23 protein-coding genes and 1 tRNA gene are annotated in these 24,200 nt (G+C 62.8%); 16 read left to right on the top strand and 8 right to left on the bottom strand.

Annotation, left to right across the window (positions count from 1 at the left end):
• Positions 1–451: 451 nt before the first annotated feature.
• Both V1290_RS18235 and V1290_RS18230 read left to right on the top strand, forming a co-directional pair.
• The gene (locus V1290_RS18235; RefSeq protein ID WP_334365687.1) at positions 452–1,837 is read left to right on the top strand and encodes a cytochrome P450; all 1,386 of its coding nucleotides are present in this window, start codon (positions 452–454) and stop codon (positions 1,835–1,837) included.
• Between the two features lie 103 nt (positions 1,838–1,940).
• The gene (locus V1290_RS18230) at positions 1,941–3,350 is read left to right on the top strand and encodes an adenylate/guanylate cyclase domain-containing protein (RefSeq protein WP_334365686.1); all 1,410 of its coding nucleotides are present in this window, start codon (positions 1,941–1,943) and stop codon (positions 3,348–3,350) included.
• 6 nt (positions 3,351–3,356) lie between these two features.
• Here V1290_RS18230 and V1290_RS18225 read toward each other — a convergent pair whose 3' ends face one another.
• Positions 3,357–3,833 (bottom strand): hypothetical protein, encoded by a 477-nt coding sequence (locus tag V1290_RS18225; protein ID WP_334365685.1) that lies wholly within the window; start codon positions 3,831–3,833, stop codon positions 3,357–3,359.
• Between the two features lie 370 nt (positions 3,834–4,203).
• Between V1290_RS18225 and V1290_RS18220 the strand changes: the two genes are divergently transcribed.
• The 4 genes from V1290_RS18220 to V1290_RS18205 all read left to right on the top strand — a co-directional run bounded on the left by V1290_RS18220 (position 4,204) and on the right by V1290_RS18205 (position 7,609).
• Complete coding sequence (locus V1290_RS18220; protein ID WP_334365683.1) at positions 4,204–4,707, top strand: tellurite resistance TerB family protein; 504 nt, start codon at positions 4,204–4,206, stop codon at positions 4,705–4,707.
• Between the two features lie 229 nt (positions 4,708–4,936).
• Positions 4,937–5,716: an SDR family NAD(P)-dependent oxidoreductase gene (locus V1290_RS18215; RefSeq protein WP_334365682.1), complete on the top strand. Its 780-nt coding sequence runs from the start codon at positions 4,937–4,939 to the stop codon at positions 5,714–5,716.
• 166 nt (positions 5,717–5,882) lie between these two features.
• Positions 5,883–6,683: a glutamine amidotransferase gene (locus tag V1290_RS18210; RefSeq protein ID WP_334365681.1), complete on the top strand. Its 801-nt coding sequence runs from the start codon at positions 5,883–5,885 to the stop codon at positions 6,681–6,683.
• Positions 6,684–6,796: 113 nt separating this feature from the next.
• Positions 6,797–7,609 (top strand): enoyl-CoA hydratase, encoded by an 813-nt coding sequence (locus tag V1290_RS18205; RefSeq protein ID WP_334365680.1) that lies wholly within the window; start codon positions 6,797–6,799, stop codon positions 7,607–7,609.
• Between the two features lie 132 nt (positions 7,610–7,741).
• Here V1290_RS18205 and V1290_RS18200 read toward each other — a convergent pair.
• Positions 7,742–7,817, bottom strand: a tRNA-Ala gene (locus V1290_RS18200).
• 184 nt (positions 7,818–8,001) lie between these two features.
• Here V1290_RS18200 and V1290_RS18195 point away from each other — a divergent pair.
• The 3 genes from V1290_RS18195 (at position 8,002) to folD (ending at position 9,610) form a co-directional block, all read left to right on the top strand.
• Entirely contained in the window at positions 8,002–8,292 is a 291-nt protein-coding gene (locus tag V1290_RS18195) for a YggT family protein (RefSeq protein WP_334365679.1), read from the top strand.
• Between the two features lie 30 nt (positions 8,293–8,322).
• Positions 8,323–8,640 carry a DUF167 domain-containing protein gene (locus V1290_RS18190; protein ID WP_334365678.1) on the top strand — a complete coding sequence of 106 codons (318 nt, stop codon included), beginning with the start codon at positions 8,323–8,325 and terminating at the stop codon, positions 8,638–8,640.
• A gap of 85 nt (positions 8,641–8,725) precedes the next feature.
• Positions 8,726–9,610 (top strand): bifunctional methylenetetrahydrofolate dehydrogenase/methenyltetrahydrofolate cyclohydrolase FolD, encoded by an 885-nt coding sequence (folD, locus tag V1290_RS18185; protein ID WP_334365677.1) that lies wholly within the window; start codon positions 8,726–8,728, stop codon positions 9,608–9,610.
• Positions 9,611–9,880: 270 nt separating this feature from the next.
• On the opposite strand, the gene ppa is transcribed toward folD, so the two are convergent.
• Positions 9,881–10,411, bottom strand: coding sequence for an inorganic diphosphatase (gene ppa / locus V1290_RS18180; RefSeq protein ID WP_334365676.1), 531 nt, complete (start codon positions 10,409–10,411; stop codon positions 9,881–9,883).
• A gap of 99 nt (positions 10,412–10,510) precedes the next feature.
• Complete coding sequence (locus V1290_RS18175; RefSeq protein WP_057842744.1) at positions 10,511–11,020, bottom strand: GNAT family N-acetyltransferase; 510 nt, start codon at positions 11,018–11,020, stop codon at positions 10,511–10,513.
• A 290-nt stretch (positions 11,021–11,310) separates the two neighbouring features.
• On the opposite strand from V1290_RS18175, the gene V1290_RS18170 reads away from it, so the two are divergent.
• Genes V1290_RS18170 through V1290_RS18155 form a run of 4 tightly spaced genes read left to right on the top strand, consistent with a single transcriptional unit; the run spans position 11,311 to position 14,417 of the window.
• Positions 11,311–12,210, top strand: a complete 900-nt coding sequence (locus V1290_RS18170) for an alpha/beta hydrolase family protein (RefSeq protein ID WP_334365675.1) — start codon at positions 11,311–11,313, stop codon at positions 12,208–12,210.
• On the top strand, positions 12,207–12,674 hold the full coding sequence (locus V1290_RS18165; protein WP_334365674.1) for a DUF2269 family protein: 468 nt from the start codon (positions 12,207–12,209) through the stop codon (positions 12,672–12,674). Before V1290_RS18170 ends, V1290_RS18165 begins: the two co-directional genes overlap by 4 nt.
• A 5-nt stretch (positions 12,675–12,679) precedes the next feature.
• The gene (locus V1290_RS18160; protein ID WP_334365673.1) at positions 12,680–13,999 is read left to right on the top strand and encodes an SDR family oxidoreductase; all 1,320 of its coding nucleotides are present in this window, start codon (positions 12,680–12,682) and stop codon (positions 13,997–13,999) included.
• A 10-nt stretch (positions 14,000–14,009) separates the two neighbouring features.
• Positions 14,010–14,417, top strand: coding sequence for a thiol-disulfide oxidoreductase DCC family protein (locus V1290_RS18155; RefSeq protein WP_334365672.1), 408 nt, complete (start codon positions 14,010–14,012; stop codon positions 14,415–14,417).
• Between the two features lie 149 nt (positions 14,418–14,566).
• Here V1290_RS18155 and V1290_RS18150 read toward each other — a convergent pair whose 3' ends face one another.
• Positions 14,567–15,817 carry a flavin monoamine oxidase family protein gene (locus tag V1290_RS18150; RefSeq protein ID WP_334365671.1) on the bottom strand — a complete coding sequence of 417 codons (1,251 nt, stop codon included), beginning with the start codon at positions 15,815–15,817 and terminating at the stop codon, positions 14,567–14,569.
• A gap of 163 nt (positions 15,818–15,980) precedes the next feature.
• On the opposite strand from V1290_RS18150, the gene V1290_RS18145 reads away from it, so the two are divergent.
• The gene (locus V1290_RS18145) at positions 15,981–17,834 is read left to right on the top strand and encodes a hypothetical protein (RefSeq protein WP_334365670.1); all 1,854 of its coding nucleotides are present in this window, start codon (positions 15,981–15,983) and stop codon (positions 17,832–17,834) included.
• Position 17,835: 1 nt separating this feature from the next.
• On the opposite strand, the gene typA is transcribed toward V1290_RS18145, so the two are convergent.
• The 3 genes from typA to V1290_RS18130 form a co-directional block, all read right to left on the bottom strand.
• The gene (gene typA, locus V1290_RS18140) at positions 17,836–19,662 is read right to left on the bottom strand and encodes a translational GTPase TypA (protein ID WP_334365669.1); all 1,827 of its coding nucleotides are present in this window, start codon (positions 19,660–19,662) and stop codon (positions 17,836–17,838) included.
• A gap of 372 nt (positions 19,663–20,034) precedes the next feature.
• Positions 20,035–21,609 carry an alkaline phosphatase D family protein gene (locus V1290_RS18135; RefSeq protein WP_334365668.1) on the bottom strand — a complete coding sequence of 525 codons (1,575 nt, stop codon included), beginning with the start codon at positions 21,607–21,609 and terminating at the stop codon, positions 20,035–20,037.
• Positions 21,610–21,698: 89 nt separating this feature from the next.
• Complete coding sequence (locus tag V1290_RS18130) at positions 21,699–23,129, bottom strand: TAXI family TRAP transporter solute-binding subunit (protein WP_334365667.1); 1,431 nt, start codon at positions 23,127–23,129, stop codon at positions 21,699–21,701.
• Between the two features lie 242 nt (positions 23,130–23,371).
• Between V1290_RS18130 and V1290_RS18125 the strand changes: the two genes are divergently transcribed.
• Together V1290_RS18125 and V1290_RS18120 are read left to right on the top strand one after the other, a co-directional pair.
• Entirely contained in the window at positions 23,372–23,680 is a 309-nt protein-coding gene (locus V1290_RS18125) for a 4a-hydroxytetrahydrobiopterin dehydratase (RefSeq protein WP_334369081.1), read from the top strand.
• A 105-nt stretch (positions 23,681–23,785) separates the two neighbouring features.
• On the top strand, positions 23,786–24,172 hold the full coding sequence (locus V1290_RS18120; protein WP_334365666.1) for a YkvA family protein: 387 nt from the start codon (positions 23,786–23,788) through the stop codon (positions 24,170–24,172).
• The last annotated feature ends 28 nt before the right edge of the window (positions 24,173–24,200 follow it).

Below are 24,200 nucleotides of genomic sequence, written 5' to 3'. Positions count from 1 at the left end.
CTATTGATAAGTGACTGAGCGCGTTAATTTCGGACTGAATGCCTCTGGGGCGATGCAATGATATTGCAAGCAGTCCGGGCTCAGCGAACTAAGTCCGACCTCCGATACAACCTGCTGGCCATCACGCTCCGATGACAAGCTCGAACAACCGAACCGTTCCTCGACCGAAGACCAGCGCCGCGAGCTCGGCCAGGCTGTCAAGCAACGCGGAGGTCAACCGCCCCGTGGTGGCATTATTCAACCAGGAGCGGATCGTGGCGCGGGCGTGGCCGGCCTCCGAGAACCGGATTGCGGTTGCCGAACTGACTTATTAGCTGTTTCCTGACAAATGCGCCTTTGTGGCGCCCGGATCGAATACATAGTTGGAGCCGTAGCCCGCATGAGCGAAGCGATATGCGGGGCGTTGGTCCCGGATATCGCGTCGCTCGTCCGGGCTACGAGAGTGGCGCCAATGAGCATAGCCGAAGCCTACGACATGACGGTCGCGCGCGCACCGCTGGTGCCGCCGAGCCCGCCGCGGGCGCCCGACGACATGACAGTGTTCGGGCGGATGAAGGCGATCCGCGAAAGCCCGATCGGTAGCTGGGGCCAGCGGGCCTATGAGGAAGATATCGTCCAGGGCCGCTTCTTCGGACGCAGCACGTTCATTCTCAACGCGCCGGATGCGATCAAGCATGTGCTGGTCGACAATTACGAAAATTATACGCGCACGCCTGCCGGCATCCGGGTGCTGCGTCCAATTCTCGGCGAGGGCCTTTTGATCGCGGAAGGGCGCGCGTGGAAGCATCAGCGCCGCACGTTGGCGCCGGCATTCACGCCGCGCGCGGTGATGCCGCTCATTCCGCACATGCTGGCGGCGACCGACCAGACAGTCGCCAAGCTGAGAGGCGCCAGCAATGGACACGTTGACCTGCGCGAGGCGATGCAGCGGATGGCGCTCGAGATCGCCGGCCGCACCATGTTCTCGTTCGGGATGGATCGCCATGGCGCCGCCTTGCGCGATTTCGTGATGGAATATGGCGAGCGGCTGGCGCGCCCGCATTTTCTGGATTTGCTGTTGCCGCTGAACTGGCCAAGCCCGCAGGACATTGCGCGCGGCCGCTTCCGCAAGCGCTGGACTGCATTCATCGGCATGCTGATGGCCGAGCGCCGCGCTGCCGGCAAGCAGGAGGGCGCGCCGGCGCGCGATCTGTTTGACCTGATGGGCGATGCGCGCGATCCGGAAACCGGCGAAGCCTTCTCCGACGAACAACTCGGCGATCAGGTCGCGACCATGATTCTCGCCGGCCATGAGACGACGGCGACCGCACTGTTCTGGGCGCTCTATCTCCTGGCGCTCGATCCTGCCACGCAGGAGCAGGTGGCGAGCGAAGTACAGACCGCGGCCGTCAACGGCGCGTCCGATATCGAGCGGCTGAAATTCACGCGCGCGGTGATCGACGAAACGATGCGGCTCTATCCACCGGCGTTCCTGATCGCCCGCGCGGCGATCGGGGCGGATACCATCGCGGGTCTGCCGGTCAAGAAGAAGGACGTCATTCTGATCGCGCCGTGGCTGCTGCATCGGCACGAAAAACTGTGGCGCAATCCGAGCGCGTTTATCCCGTCCCGCTTCATGACGGGAACGCCGCCCGACCGCTTCGCCTATCTGCCGTTCGGCGTCGGCGCCCGCGTCTGCATCGGCGCGCATTTCGCGCTGGTCGAGGCGACGCTGGCGCTGGCGAAGATGATCGGCGCATTTCGAGTCACGCTGGTCGACAAGGATCCGGTGATGCCGATCGGCGTGGTGACGACACAGCCCGACCGTTCGCCGATGTTTGCCATCACGGCTCGGTAGTCTTTTTTTGATCGGCCGATTGCCGGATCACGCGAAGAAAATGCGTCAGAAAAGGAAGCGCACCTTGCGCAGTCGCTTCGGGAGCGTCATCTAGGTTATTACCATGAGCGATACCCAGGCCCAGTTCGCAGTCTTGAAGCAGACCGCCGATCCCGCGGTGGTCGACGCCATCACGCAACTGATCGCCAAGGGCGAGGACCGCGAGCTCAACCGCATCAACCTGTTGGATTTCTCCGCGCGCTACGGGCTCGACGAGGAAAAGGTCATCTCGGCCTTCCTGCATTCGGCGCGGCTCGGGCTGTTCGATCTCACCTGGAATGTGCTGTGCCCCGGCTGCGGTGGCGTGCTCGGCGCGCACAACACCCTGAAATCCCTCCGCCACGACGATTACAATTGCGCGCTATGCGCCCAAGGTTACGAGGCGTCGGTCGACGACCGCGTCGAGGTCGCCTTCACGGTCAGCCCGCGCGTCAGGCGCATTGCGGCACACGATCCCAACACGCTGCCGATCTGGGAATATAACCGCCAGATGTTCTGGAGCTCGGGGATGGACCTGAGCGAGGAATCGATCAAGCGGCTCATCGATGAAGTCTCGCTCGAAGCCATCGAGTTGCCGGCGGGCGAAAAGGCAGTGCTGTCGCTGCAATTGCCCAACCAGTTCGTGATCGTGTTCGAGCCGGTGACGCATTCGGCGCATTTCTTCGATGTCCAGGGCGAACCGACCCGCGAGCGGCAACAGTTTTCGATCGTCTTCAACAAGCTGCACCCGCCTACGGGCTCGACGGTGATGCGGCCGGGACCGCTACGGCTGTCGCTGGAAAACCAGACGGACCACCGGGTGCTGCCCGCGGTCTGGATCGCCAACGACACGCTCCATGAGCTGCTCGGCAAACGCAAGCCGATCCTGACCGCCAAGCGGATGCTGTCCAACCAGACTTTTCGCGACGTCTTCAAGGCGGATAACCTCAACGTCGATCAGCGCCTCAAGATCACCTCGCTGACCTTCCTGTTCACGGACCTCAAGGGCTCCACCGCGCTCTATGAGCGGGTCGGCGATCTCGCCGCTTTCGACCTGGTGCGGGCGCATTTCCACGCGCTGCTCGAAATCATCGCATCGGAGAAGGGCGCGGTCGTGAAGACGATCGGCGATGCCGTGATGGCGACCTTCATCAGGCCGGAACATGCGATCGTCGCGGGCCTGCGCATGCGGGCGGCAATGGCGACGCTGAATGCCGAGCGCGGCCGGGAGGACCTGATTATCAAGATCGGCATCCACGAAGGTCCGTGCCTGGCGGTCATGCTGAACGAGCGACAGGACTATTTCGGTCAGACCGTCAACATCGCTTCAAGGGTGCAGCACCTGTCGACCTCGCAGGAGATCCACATCACAGGACCTGTGATCGAATCGCCGGGCGTTGCCACCATTCTGGCGAAACAGGCGATCAGGCCGATCCAGAAGGAAGCGGCACTGCGCGGCATCGCCGACAAGGTGATGGTGTACGAGATACCTTAAACGATACTACTCGATCACGATCTCACCGGTCATGCCGAGTTCGGCGTGGGTCTTGCCGTCGCTGGTCTTGATGTCGCAGCGCAGGTCGCTGGCACGGCCGGCGGCGATTGGCACCAGCCACCATTCGGCGGATTGTCCCGGATAGACCTCGATCTCGCGAATCGCGCCCTTGAATTCGGCGAGCGTAACGGTCTTGCCGTTCTGCTGCTGCGTCACCTGCGCCTTGCGCGTGAACACCATCTGCGAGAACGCGTGCGAGGTGAAGTAGTGCGGATCGTTGCTCGAATTGCGTAGGATCAGCTTGTAGAGCTTGCCGGTTTCGAACTTGAGTTGCTTCGGCGCGAATTCGTGTTTGCCGGGCGAGCCGAGATCGACCGTCACCTCGATCGGCGTCTGTCGCGACAGGTCACCTGCCGCAAGCGCGGCGCCCGAGGCGACTCCGAGCACAACGGCGGCGCCGAGCGCAAAGCGGAAGTGGGTCATGCGCGTTCCCCCAGAAATCACTCATTGAAACAACGAGTTCGTTTTCTAATGCAAATGCGAATGATTTGCAATTGAATGACGCCTTGCTGGCTGCGGCAAATCGCGCGGGTCAGATCTTGGCGAACATGTCCTGTCTTTCGACGCACTCGGCGGTGGCGCTCTTGAACCTCAGCCGGCGCGCTTTGACTCACCGATAAGCGACGGCTCTGTGACTGCCTGCAGGTACTGCTAAATCTTCGATGCAGATGTTTTGGTCACTTCAAAGGTGACGCCGATTTAATCTGCCCGCGCAGCCAGGCGTTGATTGCGGAGGCCAGATTTTAAACCCATATTCGACCGACAGGCTTTACAAGACTTTGCAGGTAGATTGATGCTCGACGGACTGCGCCAATTCATTGCCGACATCGTCGCCCCCAACGCGGATCAGGATTTCGCGTTCGACGATACCGGGTATCTTCTCGCGGCAACTGCACTACTGGTCCATGTCGTCTCGCTCGACGGCGAGCCGAGCGTGATCGAGAAGCGCAAATTGCACAGTTTGATCGAAAGCCGCTTCAAGCTCGATCCCGGGACGGCGGATCATTTGATCGCGTCGGCGACGCGGGCGGAAGGCGATGCGGTCGATCTCTATCGTTTCACCAGCGTCATCATGCGTTCGGTGAACGAAGAGGGCCGGCTTCGCATCATCGAGATGATGTGGGAACTGGTATACGCGGACGGCCAGGTGAGCGAGTTCGAGGATAACGTCGTCTGGCGCGCGGCTGACCTGCTCGGCATTTCCTCGCGCGACCGGATCGATCTCAAGCATCGGGTGGCTGAGCGGCAGCCGGTCTCGTCCGCAGGCGCGTCGAAGGCCGAAGACGCAGCAATGTGACAATGCGCGGCGCAGCCACGCATCATTGCAGATGACGAAACTTTGATGTGCGCCGCAACCGGCTGCGACGGTGCGCGATAAGCCTGAAAACATAGGGACTTCAGCGTGTGGAGCACACAGGCCGGCATGGCGCCATGTTTGGGGGATGGCTTGCGCCACACCGCGCGCCTATGCTCTCGTTCCCGTGCTGGCGGCATAACCCTGATTTGATTTTTAAGAGCATTCAACCGTGACCGAGCGTGTGACGCTGATTACTGGTGCATCGGCGGGCATAGGCACCGAGCTGGCGCGCGTTTTTGCATCGAGGGGTCATCGCGTGGCGCTGGTGGCGCGGCGCGCGGATCGCCTGGAAGCGTTGGCGGCGGAAATCAAGGCGGCCGGCGGCGCGGCGCCGATCGTCATTCCCTGCGACCTAGCGCAACCCGACTGCGGCGACAGGATTGCCGAGGCCTTGACCGCCTCCGGCATGGAGGTTGAATACCTCGTCAACAACGCCGGATTTGGCGTGTTTGGCAGAGCAATCCAGCGTGATCGCTCCAACCAGCTTGAGATAATCGCTGTCAATATCCGCGCGCTGACCGACCTGTCACTGCGGTTTTCCGATCACCTGATTCGAAATCGCGGCGGCCTTCTCAACGTCGGCTCGATCGCGGGCTTTCTGCCGGGGCCGGGAATGGCGGTCTATTACGCGTCCAAGGCCTATGTGCTGTCGTTCACCGAAGCGATGCGCGCAGAACTGGCGCCACATGGCGTGCGCGTGACGGTGTTGTGTCCGGGACCCGTGCCTTCGGAATTTCAGGCGCGCGCCGGATTTAGACCCGGCTATGATTCGTCGATCCTCAATATGTCGTCGGCCGATGTCGCGCAGCAGGCCTACAGCGGATTGATGGCGAACAAACGGGCAGTGTTGCCGGGCCTCGGCATCAAGATTGTGCCGTTCCTGCTCCGGCTGGTTCCGCGCTCCTTTGTCCTCGGAGCGATCGGCCGCTTCCAGCTCCGCCAGCGCTGACGAAACCCCGAGTTTTTCCGGTGTTCTTGCCTGTTCGCACCGCGGGCCAGCGCGCTGACCGCATCTGGCCCGCGGTTTGCTTACATTTTTGTATGTGTGCGTGAACTCACCCGAAATTAACACTCACTTAGGTATGGTTTCGATTCGAGGCACCTGAGCAACGTCGATGTCGTTCCGGTCGAGCAAAAATGGCGACAACATCGTGCCCTTTCCGGGCAGAGGGGCGCTGGCCGCGCCTGACGCCGCATCCCTGTCACCGGTTCTGATCGTTCTCCACCAGGAAAGCTCGACGCCCGGCCGGGTCGGCAACGCGCTGCGCGCGCTCGGCTATCCCCTCGATATCAGGCGTCCGCGGTTCGGCGACCCGTTGCCTGAAACACTGGCCCAGCATGCCGGCGCGGTCATCTTCGGCGGCCCGATGAGCGCCAACGACTCCGACGAGTATGTCCGCCGCGAGATTGACTGGATCGAAATTCCCTTGCGCGAGCGGCGGCCGTTTCTCGGCATCTGCCTGGGGGCCCAGATGCTTGCCAAACAATTGGGCGCGCCGGTCGCGCCGCATCATGAAGGCAGGGTCGAGGTCGGTTACTATCCGATCCGCCCAACCGCTGCCGGTCACGCGCTCTGTTCGGACTGGCCGGAGCTCGTCTACCACTGGCACGGCGAAGGGTTTCAACTGCCTGACGGCGCCGAACTGCTTGCCGAAGGCGATGACTTTCCGGTGCAGGCGTTTCGGCACGGCCACGCGTTCGGCTTCCAGTTTCATCCCGACGTCACCTACGCCATGATGCATCGCTGGACCACGCGCGGATGCGTGCGGATGGATTCGCCGGGCGCGCAGCCGCGTCACCTTCACTTCGAAGGCCGCGCCGTGCACGACGTCGTCGAACGGGCGTGGCTGAAGAATTTCATTGCAGGCTGGATCGTGCGCGCGCCGCACACGGCTCTGCTGGAAGCGGCCGAATAGCCGCCGCGCGGAATTTCATCCGCGCCACCGCACGTCTTTCAAAAACTGCTGATGTGATAGGATCGCGCTCCTGAGCCCGCACGGCAATGACAAGAATGACAGGGAGACCCGCGGTGACCTATCAGCATATTCTCTACGAGGTGAGCGACAAGATCGCGACCATCACGCTCAACCGCCCCGACCGCATGAACGCATGGACCGCGACCATGGAGCGCGACGTGCGCCATGCAATGGAGGCCGCCAGCGCCGATGACGATGTCCGCGTCATCGTGCTCACCGGCGCCGGCCGCGCCTTCTGCGCAGGTGCGGACATGGAGGCGTTGCAGGCCATCGACCCCAGCGAGATCAGGCGCGGCGAGAACATCCCGCCCTTCGACATGAACCGCCGGGCGGACTGGCAGACGCGCTACGCCTATTATCCTGCCATCCCAAAGCCCGTGATCGGCATGCTCAACGGCGCTACCGCCGGCATCGGCCTGGTCCACGCGCTCTATTGCGATCTGCGCTTTGCGGCCGACAATACCGTCTTCACCACCTCGTTTGCGCGCCGCGGGCTGATCGCCGAGCACGGCATTAGCTGGATGCTGCCGCGCATCGTCGGCCACGCCAATGCGCTGGATCTGCTGATGTCGGCGCGGCGGGTCTCAAGCGAGGAAGCCTTGCGCATCGGGCTGGTCAACCGGATCTATCCGCCGGACCAGTTGCGCGAGCAGACGTATGCCTATGCGCTCGATCTCGCCGATTTCGTCTCGCCCAGCGCGATTTCGGTAATCAAGCGCCAGCTCTATGACGTGCCGTTCCAGACACTCGCCGAAGCCACCATCGATGCCAACCGCGAAATGCAGATCGCGCTGAAGGGGAGCGATTTCCGGGAGGGGGTAGCGAGTTTTGTGGAGAAGCGGCCGCCGCGGTTTACGGGGAAGTGAAGGGGGATTGGGGTCGGGTCTGTCGGCCCGCCTTCGCCCTGCGCGGGCTATGGCGTGGCAGCCTTCGCTTGCTTCGCTACGATAGGGCACGGTGTGGCTTGCCCAGCCGAAGTTCGCGAAGCGAGCGAAGGCTGGTGGAGCCAGGCGGGATCGAACCGCCGACCTCGTCATTGCGAACGACGCGCTCTCCCAGCTGAGCTATGGCCCCGTCGCGACCGCCTCGACATCGTCCGAAGCAGCCGACAATCGGCGCCATTTACAGTCCGGCCCAAGGCCAAGTCAAGAACGGTGAAAGTACCGATTTTGGCGTGATTTTGCCGGGAACTTCCCTTGTTTGCGAGAGGATGAACCGATATCTAGCTGTTTGTCCCTCCTCGCGAGCTCCCCCTCCCATGCGCGCTATCCTCGACATCGTCATCATTGTCCTTGACCTATACGTCTGGCTTTTGATCGCCGCGGCCATCCTGTCCTGGCTGATCGCCTTCAATGTCGTGAACACGCGCAACGGGTTCGTCGCGGCGGTGGCTGAATTCCTGTACCGAATTACCGAGCCGGCGCTGGCACCGATCCGCCGGTTCATGCCCAACCTGGGTGGGCTCGACATCTCGCCGATCATCCTGATCCTGATCATCATGCTCGTCCAGCGGGTAATCCTCTACTACATCTATCCCAACGTCATCTGACCGCGAGCACTGATAGCTGACGGATGCCTGATGGATCCCTGGCGCTACTCCACCGACGGCATCAGTGTCGCGCTGCGGGTGACACCGCGCGGCGGCCGCGACGATATCGATGGCATTGAAACGCTCGCCAACGGCCGCTTGGTGGTGAAGGTTCGCGTCCGCGCCATCGCCGACGGCGGCGAGGCCAACCGTGCGGTCACGGAACTGCTGGCGAAGGTGCTCGGCGTCCCGAAGGCGAGGGTGAAAATCTTGTCGGGCATGACCTCGCGCATCAAGCAGGTCGCCGTTGATGGCGATCCCAAAATTCTCGGCGAAACGCTGCGAAAGGTAGCCGCCGCCAAAGCATGATCCGGACCCGGAGGGCCGCGGAAGCGCAAAGTGAGAACCGGTTTTTCGAAAAGATCATGCGTCAAGACGAAGACAAAGGATTGAGATGACGGCACGCATTGTCGACGGAAAGGTCATTGCGGCGGAGCTTCGCGCCCGTGTCGCGGAAGAGGTCGCGCGGGTCAAAGGCGAGCATCAGGTCACACCGGGCCTTGCGGTGGTGCTGGTCGGCAACGACCCCGCCAGCGAGGTCTATGTCCGCAGCAAGCACACCCAGACCCAGGCCGCCGGCATGGCCTCGTTCGAGCACAAACTGCCCGCCGACGTCGCGCAGGCCGATCTCCTGGCGCTGATCGCAAAGCTCAACCACGATCCCGCCGTGCACGGTATTCTCGTGCAATTGCCGCTGCCGAAATCGCTTCACACCGAAACCATCATCAACGCGATCGACCCCGCCAAGGATGTCGACGGGCTGCATCCCAACAATGCCGGCCGGCTGGCCGGCGGCTTTGCCGCGTTGTCGCCGTGTACGCCGCTCGGTTGCATCATCCTGACCAAGAGCGTGCATGCCTCGCTGGAAGGCATGAACGCGATCGTCATCGGCCGCTCCAACCTGGTTGGCCGCCCGCTGCTGCAATTGCTGCTGAATGAAAATGCGACCGTGACGGTCGCGCATTCGCGCTCAAAGGATCTGGCGCAACTCTGCGCCCGCGCCGATCTGGTCTATGCCGCGGTCGGCAAGCCCGAGATGGTGCGCGCCGGCTGGATCAAGCCGGGCGCCACCGTGATCGACGTCGGCATCAACCGCCTGCCTTTAGCTGACGGCAAGATGCGGCTGGTTGGCGATGTCGCGTTCAAGGAAGTTGCCGAGGTCGCCGGTGCGATTACGCCCGTGCCGGGCGGCGTCGGCCAGATGACGGTGGCGTGCCTGTTGGTGAATACGCTACGTGCGGCCTGTGCGATTCACGGGCTGCCGAAGCCGGCGGTGTGACGCGACGCTCTCTCCTCGTCATTGCGAGGAGCGCAAGCGACGAAGCAATCCATTCCTCCGCTTGCGGAGCTATGGATTGCTTCGCGGAGCCTGTCATCCGGCGGCGCTTCGCGCCGACCGGGAGGCTCGCAATGACGGCGGAAATGGCCGCGCCGCGTTCCCGATGAGGCGGCGCATAGGCGCAATGGGTCCCGGCTCTGCGGCGCAGCGTTACCGGACGATGCTTCGCATCGCCTAGGCTGCACCGCGTCCGGGACACGAAGGGCGGAGCTACTTCTTCTTCGCGCGCTCGATGCCTTCCAGGATCAGGCGGTGGGCGTCCTCGGCGCCGCACCAGCGCAGCACCTTCACCCACTTGCCCTTTTCGAGATCCTTGTAGTGCTCGAAGAAGTGCTGGATCTGCTGCAGCGTGATGTCGGGCAGGTCGTTGTAGTTCCGGACCTTGTCATAGCGCTGGGTCAGCTTTGAGGATGGCACGGCGATGATCTTCTCGTCGCCGCCGGCCTCGTCTTCCATCAGCAAGACGCCGACCGGCCGCACACTCATCACGGCGCCCGGCACGATGGCGCGCGTATTGGCAATCAGCACGTCGCAGGGGTCGCCGTCGCCGGACAGCGTGTGCGGGATGAAACCGTAATTGCCGGGATAGCGCATCGCCGTATAGAGGAAGCGATCGACCACCAGCGTGCCGGCTTCCTTGTCCATCTCATATTTGATCGGCTCGCCGCCAACAGGCACCTCGATGATGACGTTGACGTCGTGTGGCGAATTTACTCCGATCGGGATGGCGTCAATGCGCATAAGGGGCTCCGCTTGGCGTTTAAAGGGCGCGCCAGGAATCGGGCGCGCGTCAGGGTCCCTTTAGACCCGCAGCCAAGCAGGGAAAAGCCTGAAATAGCTTCAGTTGGTCCAGGCGAAAGCGACTTTATCGAGCGATTTGGCGCCGAACTTCTCCGAGGAGCGCGCCACCATGCGACCGCCGAGCGCGCGGTAGAATTCCGTCGCCGGATCGTTGTCCGACAGCGCCCAGATCACCATGCTCTTCAGCCCGCTCTGCATCAGATCGCGCCGGGCGGCGGTGAACAAGCGGCGGCCGAAGCCGAGGCCCTGGAATTCCGGCCGCAGGTAAAGCTCGTAGATCTCGCCTTCGAAATGCAGGCTGCGCGCACGGTTGCGGCCGTAATTGGCGTAGCCCGCGACTTTGTCGCCGAACACCAGCACGCTGACGCGGCTGCCTTTGCGGATTGCGCTATCCCACCATTGCGGGCCACGACGGTTAATGAGTTTTTCGAGCTCGGCGCCGGGAATGATGCCCTGATAGGCCGAGCGCCAGGCTTCATCATGGGTAGACGCCACCGCGGCTGCATCCGCAGCCTTGGCCGGTCGAACCTCTATCAGGGTTGTGCTCATATCCTGATCAAAGCAAGTCGGCGGGCCGGCTTCAAGGTCCATCGTTAATTATCGGTTAACCTGTGGATTTTCTGCATCAGTTTCGTGTTGTTCTGTACCGAAAGAGGACAAGGTGGCTGTCTCATCAGGTGTTTCGCCGAGGCAATGGGCGGCGAATCGTTGTTAAAATCATCCAACCAAACGGCTCGGTGAATTCTGTTCACGGAAAAATGCGCAGGATTTGATTCGCCGACGGTATTCTATTGGTGACCTCGCAATACGCCCTTCCCTCGGCTGCACCAGGCCATTTCATGCGTCCCCTAAACATGCTTCCTGCGCTGGTCCTCGTTGCCGCGCTCGGTGTGAAGGCCGCCATCGCGCAGCCCAGCCTTGGCGCGCAGGGCCCCGAAGGCGAGCCGCACCGGTTGCAACAATGGATGGTGCCTGCTTCCGATCCTGTGACTGCCGCGCATGCGGTGCTGTTCAGGCCGCCGGGCAAGGGGCCGTTTCCGCTTGCGGTGATTGCGCACGCCTCGACCCAGAACGTGCTGCGGCGGGCGCAGATGCCGCCGCCCGAATACCGCGCGCTCGCCGGATGGCTCGTGGCCCGCGGTTTTGCCGTGCTGGTTCCTGAACGCCCGGGCCACGGCGCGACGGGCGGAACATACCTGGAGGATCAGGGCGGTTGCGACGAGGCTGATTACGCCAAGTCTGGCCGCGTTGTGGCGGATGCGATCGCCGCTGCTACCGGCTTCATACGCAAGCAACCCTTCATCCGTGCCGAGGGCATGGTCGTGATCGGCCATTCGGCCGGTGCCTGGGGTGCACTGGCGCTGGCCGGCGAAGATCCGAAGAACGTTGCGGCCATCATCGCGTTCGCGCCGGGGCGCGGCGGGCATGCCGATGATTCTTCCAGCCGCGTCTGCGCGCCGAACACGCTGATGGCTGCCGCGGGCGAATTCGGCAAGGCCGCACGCGTGAGGGTGACCTGGCTGGTGGCTGCCAATGACAGCTACTTTTCGCCCGCATTGTCGCGTCAACTGGCCGATGCGTTTCGTGCCGCTGGCGGCAAGGCCGATTTTCGCGTGCTGCCGGCCCATGGCAGTGAAGGCCACTGGCTGGTGGAAACTGGAGGCGGTGTAAATCTTGCCGGACCTGAACTCGATCGTGCCTTGAGGGCGCGGTCCCGCACCCCGGCCGTCAAGCGATGACGCTGTATTTCCTCGTCAAGTATCTGCATGTATTCGGCGCGATCGTCATTCTCGGCACCGGCGCTGGCATCGCGTTCTTTATGGTGATGGCCCATCGCAGCCGGGACGTGGCGTTCATCGCGCGCACGGCAGAGACCGTCGTGGTCGCCGACATGCTGTTCACGCTGACGGCGGTGCTGCTACAGCCGGTGAGCGGTGGCGCGCTGATGTGGCTATCCTCCACCGCGTGGGGCGAACGCTGGCTGATGATCTCGCTCGGGCTCTATGCGGTGGCGGGGCTGTTCTGGGTGCCGGTCGTCTTCATGCAGATTGAAATGCGCGATCTCGCGCGCAAGGCGGCGGAGCAAAACCGGGAGTTGCCGTCGCGCTATTTCGCACTTTTCCACCGCTGGTTTCTGTTTGGGATTCCCGGGTTTGGCTCGGTCATGGCTATTCTCTGGCTGATGATCGCTAAACCGTTCTAGGCAGCATGAACGCCGACATCCGAAAAATCCTCGTGCTCGGCGCCTCCGGCCTGATCGGCCGCTTCGTGACCGACGATCTGCGCGGGAGGGGGTTTCGCGTGGTCGGCGTCGCCCGGAAATTATCCGCTTCGCAAAAGAACGGCGCGCTCGATCTCGAACTGCCGCTCATGTCGATGGATGCGGCAGCACTTGCGCGACTGCTGCGCGATCACGGCATCGGCCTCGTCGTCAATTGCGTCGGCGTGCTGCAGGATGGCCCCGGCAGCGACACCGCCGTCGTGCATCGCGAATTCGTCGCGCGGCTGTTGCAGGCGATCCGCGAAAGCCGCCTCGCGATCCGGCTGGTGCATATCTCGATTCCCGGTGTCGCCGAGACCGACGCCACCGCTTTCAGCACCACCAAGCGCGAGGCCGAACGGCTGATCGCCGATTCCGGCGTCCCGTACACGATCCTGCGGCCGGGTTTCGTGGTGGCATTGGCTGCCTATGGCGGCAGCGCCATGCTGCGCTCGGTCGCAGCGCTTCCGATCGATCTTTCGCCCGCCGAACGGTTGACGCCATTCCAGCCGGTCGCCATGGAGGATATTGCGGCGACCATTGCCTGGCTTGCTGCGCGCGATCCGGGCGAGGCGAACGCGGTGACGTGGGACCTGATGCAGGAGCAGCCGGTCACGCTCGGCGACGTGATCGATCAATTTCGCGAGGTGTTCGGCACCGGCAAATGGTGGCGCATTGTGATGCCGGCGTTCCTGCTCGATCTCGGCGCCAGGCTCGGCGACCTCACGAGCTTGCTCGGCTGGACGCCGCCGATGCGAACCACGGCGATTGCGGAGCTGCGGCGCGGCGTCAGCGGCAGCCCCGCAGGCTGGATGGCCGCCACCGGCATCATACCGAAGACGATCGGGCAAATGGCGGGAAAACGCGTAGCGACCATCCAGGACAAATGGTTCGCCCGGCTGTTTCCGATCAAGGCGCTGATGATCGCAAGCCTCGTGCTGTTCTGGGTCGTCTCCGGCTTCATTGCGCTGGTGATTTCCTATGACGCGGCGGCCGGAATCCTGCGCAGCCACGGCTTTCCGCCGGCGCTCGTCGCGCCCATCACGGTGGGTACCAGCCTGATGGATATGACCATCGGCGTGCTGATCGCGTTCCGCCGCACCTCGGCATTTGGCCTGGTGGCGGGTATCATTGCCTCGCTCGGCTATATGGCCGGCGCCGCAATCCTGACGCTGGACCTCTGGATCGAGCCGCTCGGCGCGCTGGTGAAGACGGGACCCGCGGTCGTGCTGATGCTGGTGGCGCTGGTGACGCTGGATAACCGATGAGCCCAAATCCGTGACCCGATGGCCCGACGATGACGTGATCCTCTATGACGGCGTCTGCGTCTTCTGCTCGCGCTGGGTCCGCTTCGTTGCGAAACGCGACGTCGAGCGGAGGTTTCGTTTCACCGCGATCCAGTCGCCCTATGGCACACGGCTGGCACAGGCGTTTGGTATCGACCCTCATGATCCCGATACCAACGCGGTGGTGCATGGAGGCGTCGCGTATCTCAAATCGGACGCCGCTTTGACCGTACTCGGCATGCTGCCGGGCTGGCGATGGATGCGCGCGCTGTTTGCCGTACCGAAGCCGCTGCGCGATGCCGTCTATAATCTCGTCGCGCGCAACCGGTATCGGATTTTCGGGAAGTATGACGAGTGCTTCGTGCCGGACGCGGAGATTCGGGCGAGGGTGATGGAGTAGGAAAGAACGTCGCCTCAACCGTCATTGCGAGGAGCAAAGCGACGAAGCAATCCATGTCTCGGCAAGCCGCGAAATTGCTTGCTTCGCGGAGCCTGTCATCCGGCGGCGCTTCGCGCCGACCGGGTGGCTCGCAATGACGGATGTCAGGCTCAGCGCTTGGTCAAAACTTCGTCCGCCGCCCGCTCACCGCTGTCCCTTGCCCCATGCGCGGTCGAGAAGAACTCCGGCGAGGTAGCTTCGCCTGCAAAGAACAGCCGACCATCGACGGGCGCGGCGAGGACCTCGCGATCTCCCGCATGTCCCGGCAGCGCGTGTGAATAGGAGCCGCGGGCGAAGGGATCGTGCGCCCAGCGTGATTCCGCGAGCGGCTTCAGCTTGCGGCGAAAATCGTTGCCGAGGATAGAGACGATCTCGTCGATGCTTGCTGCGGCCAGCGCGCCCGGGCCGGCATCTTCGAGCGATTGCGCAAAGCGGCCGCCGAAAAAGCCTTCGATGCAGGGCTGGCCGAACGGTCGGATGTGATAGGTGCCCATTTCGGTGCGCATGGTGGCGGCGCGCAGATTGCCCTCTACGGGCAGCGCCTCGGGCTCATCCACTGCCAGCGTCACCTTGTCGGCGAGGCCAAGCGGCAGGCCGCGCGCGGCATCGACCTTTTGCGGCAACGGCGGGTGAAAGCGGATTCCTTCGTCGGCGATCAGGCTGGTCGGTACCGTGATGACCACCTTGTCGGCCGTCAGCGTGCCGCGCGACGTCTCGATGCGGACGCGCTTGGTGGAATGATCGATCAGCGTCACCGCGCAGTTGAGCGCAAGCGGGCACGTGGCGCCATAGGCCGCTATCAGCGCGCCATAGCCGCGGCGGATGCGCCAGTTGATGTCGGTATCTTCATAGGCGTCCATGTCGAGGATCGAGACCTGGTCGAGCTCGCAGCCGTTGACGTAAGTCGAGATCGCATCGATCATCGGGTTCCAGCGATTGCCAGGCTCCAGATAAAGGCTTGCGGCGCAGTCGCGGCCACTCTTCTCGGCTTCGGCCGCCGCAGCTTCGGCGCGGTCGTAGAACGCATTGAGCGCGTGCATAAAGTCGTCGCGCTCGGCTTGCGGAAATGCCTTGCCGTGAGCGCGCTCGCGCCATGGCGGCAGTGACCTGTTGATCGCGAAACCGAGCTGTTCGGCGATTTTGACAAAAGAGTTCTCATCCGCCGAATGCAGCCAGCCGCAGCCGACGTCGAAGGTGACGTCAGGCGAGGCCATGATGGTATGCGCGCGGCCGCCGACGCGCTCACGCGCTTCCAGCACGATGACGGAGAGGCCGGAATTTTTCAGCGCATTGGCGGCGCCAAGCCCGGCGGCGCCGGCGCCGATGATGGCGACATCGACTGAGGAGGGGAGAGACGTCATGCGCAAGGCTCTAGCACGTTCGCGCAGAGGGCTGAATAGGCCGTAACGCCGCCTTGAAGCCAGTTGCCGATTTGCGTGGCCAGCGCAAAGCTACTTGTCACTCTGCCTGAAGTTGTGTTGAATGAACCATTCCCTTTTTACTTTTTAGGCAGGAATTTTCCCCATGACCATGACCATGACCGATGCCGAATTCGACAAGGTTCACAAGCGAACGGCGGTGCTCGTCGTCCATGGCATTGGGAGCCAGCGGGCGCTGGAAACCGTACGTGGCGTCGTCAAGGGCGTCTGGTTGAACAGTGAAAATCCCTATGACGCGGGCCGAAGGTTGTGGAGCCATCCCCAACGGGACGGCGCGGATATCGACCTGACGGTAATGACAACCAACGAGGTGCCCGAATCAAGGGACAAGCGCGCGGTCGATTTCCACGAACTTTATTGGGCCCACCTGATGAGCGAAACCAAGCCGGTCGCAGTTTTGCTCTGGCTGTACGAGCTTTGCCGAAAGGGCCCGATCATGAAGGAGGGGATCAACGGGCTCTGGTGGGTCGCGTCCATCTTCCTGTCTTTCATGAATCTTTCTCTCGCCCTGCTGGCGCTAAAGGGCGCGGTCATTTTTGCGCAAGTCTCTGTCGTCCAGAATCTGCTGGTCGCTCCGTTCCTGCTGATCTTCAGCTCGCTGGTATTCGGTTTCTTTATCGCGCTGAAATGGCGGGCTTTCCGTCTCATCAGAAAGCTTGCCGCGTTTTGCGTGATCGGCGTGATTGTCAGCGCGGTCTACTTTGGCGTTGAGTTCAATCCGCTTTGGGAGCCGACGGAGAAATTACCGGATGCGGCCGAGCTCGCCACCATCGTAGCGCTCCCAACGCTGATCGGCTTGATCGCCACCTACCTCCTAACCGGAGAACCCGGCTTGCGGGCGTTCTGGCGTGCGCTTCTAATATCGCTGATCGTGGCCGGCATGTTCGTCGGCGTCGACCGACTCTGGCATTCGGACACGCCCTTCATGGAGACTTTGGTTACGGCATGGCCCTGGGGCTTGAACTCACCCTGGAGCGCGCCGGTGGCCTTTGCCATCCTGGGCATCTATCTCATCGTCAACGCTGCGTTCCTCCAGCCATATCTCGGCGACGCGGCGCGCTATTTCCGTGCCTCGCCGGCCAATGTCGCAGTGCGCCGCGCGATCCGAGTAGAGGCGGTGAACGCGCTTCATAACCTGCACCAGAGTGGCTATTACGACCGCATCATCGTCGTGGCCCACAGCCTCGGAACCGTCGTCGCATATGACATGCTGCGCGCCTATTTCAGCCGGATTTGCCGAGATCTGCCTCCGGTCACGACCTTCGGAACCGATTTTGACGAGATCGACACTGCCTCCTGGCAGCCAAGCGGCACGGCATCCGCTGCCGACAAGAAGGCCCTGCGGGAGAAAGCGCGACGTGCCGTCGCGAGCATCGCGGCGGCAGCGGAAAAGGCCGGTGAAGATAAAAAGACAAAGACATGGCTTGTAACCGATTTCGTAACACTAGGAAGCGCGCTGAGCCATGCGACCTTCCTGATGTGCATCGGCAATACCCGCCGTCTTCTCGAATCCGATTTCTGCCGTCGCGTTGCCGAGCGCGAATTCCCGACTTGCCCGCCGAAACGTCTCGACAATGACGGCCTGCTTACTTTTCGCAATCCGAAGACAGGGCAGAAACAGGTCCATCATGGCGCGCTGTTCGGCCTGACCCGATGGACCAACATCTTCTTTCCGATGGTGCAGATCTTCTGGGGCGACGCGATCGGTGGCAAGCTCGCGCCGATCTTCGGGTCGCACATCGTCGACTACCCGGTCGCGACGCGTGGGGATGGCGCCGCGGACTTCTTCACCCATACCGCTTATTGGGACGTTTGCCGCGAGCCTGAAACGTTTCAGGCCCCGCATGTCATCGCGCTTCAGGAGGCCATCGACCTTGCGGATATTGGCAAGGCCGTCGCCGTGGTCGACAGCGCCCTGGCATCCAACGCAGCAGGATAGTTTACGCCACCGCTTCCTTGGCCTTTTCCGCGCGCTTGCGGTCGTTGGCGTCGAGGAACTTCTTGCGCAGGCGGATCGACTTCGGCGTCACTTCGACCAGCTCGTCGTCCTCGATATAGGCCAGCGCCTTTTCCAGGGTCATCTTGATCGGCGGCGTCAGACGCACCGCCTCGTCCTTTGACGTGGTGCGGATGTTGGTGAGCTGCTTGCCCTTGAGCACGTTGATCTCGAGATCGTTGTCGCGGGTGTGCTCGCCGACGATCATGCCCTTGTAGACCTTCCAGCCGGGCTCGATCATCATCGGGCCGCGGTCTTCCAGCTTGAACATCGCGTAGGCCACTGCTTCGCCCTGGTCGTTGGAGATCAGCACGCCGTTGCGGCGGCCCTGGATGTCGCCCTTGTAGGGCGCGTAGCCGTGGAACAGGCGGTTCATGATCGCGGTGCCGCGGGTATCGGTGAGCAGTTCGCCCTGGTAGCCGATCAGGCCGCGGGTCGGCGCGTAGAACACCAGCCGCAGGCGGTTGCCGCCGGAGGGGCGCATCTCGATCATCTCGGCCTTGCGCTCGCTCATCTTCTGCACGACGACGCCGGAATGCTCCTCGTCGACGTCGATCACGACTTCTTCGATCGGCTCCTGCCACTGGCCGGTGGCTTCGTCCTTCTGCAGCACGACGCGCGGACGCGACACCGAGAGTTCAAAGCCTTCGCGGCGCATGGTCTCGATCAGGATCGCGAGCTGCAATTCGCCGCGGCCCGATACTTCCATGGAATCCTTGTCGGCGGCCTCGACCACGCGCAGCGCGACGTTGCCTTCGGCCTCGCGCAGCAGGCGGTCGCGGATCATGCGAGAGGTCACCTTGTCGCCTTCAGTGCCGGCGAGCGGCGAGTTATTGACGATGAATGACATCGACACCGTCGGCGGATCGATCGGCTGCGCCACCAGCGGCATCTCGACGGAAGGATCGCAGAAGGTGTCGGCGACGGTGCCTTTGGTCAGGCCCGCAATCGCGACGATGTCGCCGGCTTCGGCTTCATCCAGCGGAGTGCGCTCGATGCCGCGGAAGGCGAGGATCTTTGTGATACGCCCTTGTTCGATTGTCTTGCCGTCAGCGCCCAGCACCTTCACCTGCTGGTTCGGCTTGATCGCGCCTGAGGTGATGCGACCGGTGATGATGCGGCCGAGATAGGGATTGGCTTCCAGAATGGTGCCGATCATCCGGAACGGGCCCTGCTCGACGCTCGGCGGCGCGACGTGGCGCACGATCAGGTCGAACAACGGCTGCATGCCGGCATCCTGCGAGCCGTCCGGGCTGTCGGCCATCCAGCCCTGCTTGGCCGACCCGTAAAGTATCGGGAAATCGAGCTGCTCCTCGCTGGCGTCGAGCGCCGCGAACAGGTCGAATACCTCGTTGATGACTTCGGTCGGACGCGCATCGGGACGGTCGACCTTGTTGATCACGACGATCGGCTTCAGCCCGACCTTGAGCGCCTTGGAGACCACGAACTTGGTCTGCGGCAGCGGGCCTTCGGCGGCGTCGACCAGCACCAGCGCGCCGTCCACCATGTTCAGGATGCGCTCGACTTCGCCGCCGAAATCGGCGTGGCCGGGGGTGTCGACGATGTTGATGCGGGTGTCCTTCCACTGCACCGAGGCGGCCTTGGCCAAAATGGTGATGCCGCGCTCGCGCTCCAGATCGTTGGAGTCCATCGCGCGCTCGGTGACCTTCTGGTTCTCGCGATAGGTGCCGGATTGCTGCAGCAGACGGTCGACGAGGGTGGTCTTGCCGTGGTCGACGTGGGCGATGATGGCGACGTTACGAAGGTTCATGGCTCTTCTTCTGGTCGTGCATGTGGAGGCGCGATCTCACCGGAAAACCGGGACCCACTTTTCCGGATCGCGCTCAAACCTGGGATGCGAACGGGGCCATGGCTCAAACCTGCCCCAAAAAGGAAGCCCGGCCAAAAGGACCGGGCACACCTTACGCGTTGCGGCGCAATATATTCAGAAAACGCCAAAAAACAATGGTTCGTTTGGCATTTGGTTAGCCGATTTTGGGTATGGCGCCGGGCTCGACTGCCCGTTTCGGGGGTGGGATAAACTGCGCAAAACTTGGTCAAACTGGGCTTTGGCCGCCTCTTTGCAGTGGCTGGACCGGTTCCGCAGCGATCCCATGGTCGAGACTTGCTCGTCATGCTCGATTTAGACCGGCTTGGGATCGAGTGTCGTCGACCACAGCGCAACATCGGCGCGGTCGCGCAAGGTCACCGTCATCTGTCCGCTGCCGCCGTCGATCCTGACATGGCCGAAAAACTGCATTCCGGCGGACGGCGGCAAATTCTGTTTGCCGGGTCCCGGCGCCTTGATGAACTTCACCTCGGGTCCGAACGTGTTGTCGAGGTCGTTCGGGCCGAAGGTGCCGGCGTGCAGCGGCCCGGCGACGAACTCCCAGAAGGGATCGAATTCTTGAAACTGCGCCTTGTCGGGATTGTAATAATGCGCGGCCGCGTAGTGCACATCCGCGGTCAGCCACACGGTGTTGACCACGCCCGACGTCTTGATGAAGCGCAGGAGATCGGCGATCTCCAGCTCCCGGCCGCGCGGCGGGCCGTCGCTTTGTGCAACGGCTTCCGAGCCTTTTCTGTTGCGCGCGTCGTCATAGACGATGATGCTGAGCGGCATGTCGGATGCGATCACCTTCCAGGTGGCGTGCGAGTTCAACAGTTCCCGTTTCAGCCACGCGAGTTGCGCCGGCCCGAGGAAAAAGCTTTCCGGCCCGTAAGCGGTCTCCTGGTTCGAGCCATTCGGTCCGCGATAGCTGCGCTCGTCCAGCATGAACACGTCGAGATGCGGGCCATAACGGAGCGTGCGGTAGAGCCGTCCCGGCTCCGTGATGTTCGCGCGGATCGGATACATCTCGTGGAAGGCGCGTGCTGAGCGGGCCGCGAGCAGGGCGAGGTTGCGCTCCTTGTAGGCGGCAGGCAGTTCCTTGGACGACGACCAGTTGTTGACGACCTCGTGGTCGTCCCACTGCACGAAGACCGGTACCTCGGCATTGAACGCGCGCAGATGCTCGTCCATGAAGTTGTACTTGTGCGCGGCGCGAAATTCGTCGAGCGTTTCGGCGACCTTTGCTTTCTCGGGGGTCGTCACGTTCTTCCAGACCTTGCCGTCGGGAAGCGTCACCTCGCTCTTGATCGGGCCGTCGGCATAGATGGTGTCGCCCGAGTGCAGCAGGAAATCCGGGCGATGCTTGCGCATGGTGGCGAAGGTGAGCATGCCGCCGTCATCCGGGTTGATGCCCCAGCCCTGTCCGGCAACGTCGCCGCCCCAAACGAAACTGACGTTACGGCGGTCGCCAGGTGCGGTGCGAAACCGCCCGACCACCGGCTCGCTTTCGATGCCGGTATGGGCGAGGTCGCGAAACCGGATGCGATAGAAGATCTCCTGTCCGGCTGGAAGATTCTCCAGCAGCATTTTTGCGGCAAAGTCGCTTTCGGGCAGCGTTGCGATCGGCGGCAAAGCCCGTGCGCTGGCAAAGGATTCATTCGTCGCGACCTCGACCAGCATTTGCGAGGGCCGGTCGGCGCGCGCCCATACCACGCCGCCGTCAGCGCCGACATCGCCCGACTGCACGCCGGAGGTGACCACGGGCCGGTCCGCGGCGCGGCTGAGATAAGGCGTTGCAATGACGCCGATGGCGCCTGCTCCGGCGGTGGCGAGGAAATGACGCCGCGAAATTCCAGGAAGGCGGTAGCGGGAAATCCTGAACCTCATGCGGGCCTCTTTCGGATCTGGCGCGGGTGCAGCGTAGCACCGTCAGATCTAGAAAGAATTGATGACAGCCCGATTACCGGGTTGGCAGATCAGGCATTGCCGGCCGCGCGGAACTGCGCGCTGGCGCGTTGCAGGTTTTGCGGCATGCTCAGCAACAGCGCCTTGCGGTCGGCGACCGCGTTGTGGAATTGCTCGATCGCGATGTTGAAAGCGGTCAACGTGCCTTCCTCGATCGTGCCGTGTTCGTAGCACAGCAGCGTGTGGCGCAAGATGTCGTCCGCTTCCGCCTGCATCTGGTCGAGCTCGTCCATCGAATCGCACTGGCGGGCGGCGCTGAGCATGTCGAGAAGCCGGTCGCGCTGCGAGACGTTGACGTTGCGCTCGTCCTTCTTGAGGTAGCCCGCAAACCACGCGCCGGCGGAGCCCATCGCCGACATCGCCATCAACGTCCACCAGATGTAATCGCTGTAACGGTCGAGAAAGGTTTTTTCCTCGCCGTCGACAAAGGCGGCGGCGCCGGGATGCACGGGAATCGTGGCGTCCTTGTCGGTGTCGGGCGTCTCGATCTTTGCGGCGAGCGGAAATTCGTTCTTCAGGTTTTGCCGGATGGCGAATAGTTGGCGGGTAAAGGCGGCGATGGTCGCTTCCGAAATGCCTCTGCGCGCCACGATGTGATGCGCGAAACTGATGGTCTTGACCTCTGCCTCGGGCTTGTCCGGCGCGCCGCCAAAGGTCCCAGCGGGAATTTCGGAAGCCTCGTAGGCGGGGTGGTTCTGCGCAATCGCCTCCGCCGAATCGATCGCCAGGAATTTCGGCGTGCCGCCGTCGCGCGTCGAAGCCGCGATCGCGTCCGAAGTGATTTTGCTGTTGACCGGGCCGGCCGCGAGATAGGCATCCGCTTTCTGGCTGCGAATGGCTTCCGCGGCCTCGTTGGCCGGAAACTGAACGATCTCGACCTTGCCGGAATCGACGCCGTATTGCCGCAGGATCACCTTGAGCAAATTGACATTGGCCTGGGTGCGGCCGACCACGCCGATGCGACGGCCGGCGAGTTGCGTAATGTTCTTGATTTCGGGCGCGGCCTTCCTGCCCCTGGCAGCCTTGGCCTTGCCGGCCGACGGCACCCATAACACCGCGACGTTCTTGCGCAGCGTTGCCACGGCCTGCGCGTTCTTCGGCACATCGAGGTCGCCGCGGATGATGGCGAGATCAGCTTTGCCTTCGCCGAGCAGATTGGCGCTCGCGAGCGCGCCGTCGGTTTGCACCGGACGCAGCCGGACCTGGCTGTTTCGAGGATTATTGAAGGCCTGCGCCAGGTTCTGAACCACCTTGAGATCGTCGCTGTTGGCGGGGCCAACCGCGATCCGCAGCGTCACCGGCCGCATCGCAAAGTAATAGCCGGCCGCCAGCGCCCCGACGACGGCCAGTACGCCGGCCAGCGTCACGAATGTCAGCCGTCGTTTCGCAGAGCGGGGCGAGGGGGCGGCCGGCGTTTCCGCAGAATGGGGGCCGTCGGTCATCAATCCCCGTAGGTTTGAGGGTGGAATTTTCACGCAGCCGGCACGCTTCGCTTAACATTCTAGCAAATTTTCCCGCGGAACCTTTGTTACATCTCTGTCATGGTTACCGGCGTCCGGGACCGCCATTGGACGCGCCCTGCATGCCTATTTTGGGCATGGGGGATCCCCGAAGCGGCCTTGGGTGTTAGGCTTGGGTGTTAGGCCTGGGTGTTAGGTAACAGGCTGATTCAAGCGCGGAGGCGATCATGGCGGAACGGCTGTCGGCAGAAGCGCGAAAATCGGCGCTGGCGGAACTGACCGGCTGGTCGGAAACGGCCGGCCGCGAGGCGATTACCCGCACCTTCACTTTCAGGGACTTCAACGAGGCGTTCGGTTTCATGTCCCGCGCCGCCCTCGTGGCCGAAAAGACCGACCACCACCCGGAATGGAAGAACGTCTACAAGACGGTGGAAGTGGTGCTGGCGACCCATGACGCCGGCGGCGTCACCAGGCGCGATATCGATCTGGCCAAGGCCATGAACGCCATCGCCGGGCAATTGGGCGTCGCCTGAGGTCACCTCTCGCGATCTTGCGAGGTGGGGCGGACATCCCCAATTCTTCATTTGTACATGTTGGCCGCGGCGATCTGCCGCGCCGGATGCAAGGGGAGCGCCGCGATGGCATCGTCCGATCACTCCGCGGGTTTTGAGCCGGCCGATCGGCTGGCGCAGGACCGCGAGAGCGTGCGCCGGCGCTTCTGGATCAAGTTCAAGCGGGTGATGGCGCAGCTTCCGTTCGCCGAGGATCTGCTCGCGGCGTACTATTGTGCATTCGACAAAGAGACGCCGCGTCACGTACAGGCTGCGCTGATCGGCGCCGTCGCCTATTTCATCCTGCCGCTCGATTTCATGCCGGACGTGATGCCGCTGCTCGGATTCACCGACGATGCGGCTGTGCTTGCCACCGCCATCCGCTTGGTCGCAAGTCACATCACGCAGGAGCATCGCGATGCCGCCCGCGCTGCGCTGAAGCGCGGGATCGACGCTGATGAAGCGACGGAATAGCGGATGCCAAAAGCCCGCTCCGCTTGAA

The organism is Bradyrhizobium sp. AZCC 1578, assembly GCF_036924675.1.
In the GTDB taxonomy this organism is placed as follows: domain Bacteria; phylum Pseudomonadota; class Alphaproteobacteria; order Rhizobiales; family Xanthobacteraceae; genus Bradyrhizobium.
The sequence above is the reverse complement of the archived record's forward strand: the minus strand, read 5'-3'. Positions and strand labels throughout refer to the sequence as shown.